The following is a 1,341-nucleotide window of genomic DNA, read 5'->3' on the forward strand; positions in this document are numbered from 1 at the left end:
ATCTCGGTGCAGCGAGACTTCTTCTGTTGCACTGAGAATAAATCCAAAATCAATGACGAGCTGGAAATACACCATAATGGCTGTTGCAACGCCGACTTTGCCATATACCGTTGCGCCGAGCACACGAGTCTCATACGGCACAACAATAAAGCTGAGAAAGTACGTAGAAAACTGCATGATATACAGCATAATAGTATTTTTCAGCAGCACGCCTTTTTTGGAGCTGAGGGCTTTTTTGTTCAGTTTCAAATTGGAGTCCTTTCTGTCTGTTTACAGACGGTTTTTCATCGAAAATAGTGTGCGCAGAATGCGATAGTGTTTTTTGCACAGCAGATCAAACGCGAGCTTTTTGGCACGCGGCAGCTGAGACAGATAGCGATTGCTCTGGAACTGCGGGAAATGCTGCTGCATATACTGATAAAATTCTTTCAGAAGCGGATGCTTGGGATTTGCCATCAATACGCGAACCGAAGCGGCGATAAATAAATGGTCAATCGCAAGACGGCACAGCTCGTCCCGATAGGTTTCGTACAAACCATTTTCTCGATACCAGCCGAGTAAATCGTCAAAGGCATCGACGATTTCATGGTTTCGATCGACATTGCTGTTGCGCGTGATGGAGTTTTCGCGCACGACATAGTAATAATATGGCTTCTGGATACAAACTACACTTTGTGCCTTGGCAAACAGCTTGGTTGTCGTGCGAATATCCTCATACCAAACGCGGCCGGGATACCGAATCCCGGTTTCTAAAAACAATTTGCGCGTATAAATACGATTCCATGCATTCGGAAGCGCAAGCAAGAGCGTTGGCGTGTCTGCCAGCGTAAACATACGGGCTTCCGGCAATGGGTCAGTAAAAACAGCAGAAGTATTGCCGTTGTTATCGGTTCGGAAACCGAACGTGATGATGTCAGCATGGGTTTCGTCTACTTTTGCCGCAAGCTCCGGCAGCATCGAAGCGTCAATATAGTCATCACTGTCGATAAATACGAGATAATCGCCCAGTGCATGTTCGATGCCGGTATTTCGTGCAGCACCCAATCCGCCGTTTTTTTGATGAATGACGCGGATTTTTTTACTGCGCAGGGCGAGTCGGTCACACAGCGCACCGCTGCCGTCTGTCGAGCCGTCATCGACGAGAATCATTTCGTAGTCCTCACACGGCTGGTTTAGTACGGAATCGACACACCGTTCCAGATATTCTTTTACATTATAGACAGGAATCACTATGCTGAATTTCATTTGATTGCTCCTCGTTTTACGATATGGAACTATTATAATCTCTTTACCTAGTGATTTCAATGTTCTTTTGGTGAAGGCAGCGTAAGGAGCATAGAA

2 protein-coding genes are annotated in these 1,341 nt (G+C 46.1%); both read right to left on the bottom strand.

Features of this window, described 5'->3' with window-relative positions; all coding sequences use genetic code 11:
* Positions 1-249, bottom strand: a 249-nt coding sequence (locus ACR0P9_RS12755; RefSeq protein WP_432620721.1) for an oligosaccharide flippase family protein, incomplete at its 3' end; no start/stop codon positions are given.
* A gap of 21 nt (positions 250-270) precedes the next feature.
* Positions 271-1,245, bottom strand: a complete 975-nt coding sequence (locus ACR0P9_RS12760; protein ID WP_432620723.1) for a glycosyltransferase family 2 protein — start codon at positions 1,243-1,245, stop codon at positions 271-273.
* Positions 1,246-1,341: the final 96 nt, after the last annotated feature.

The sequence above is a fragment of the Butyricicoccus sp. genome, assembly GCF_050872565.1.
Taxonomy (GTDB): Bacteria; Bacillota; Clostridia; order Oscillospirales; family Butyricicoccaceae; genus Butyricicoccus_A.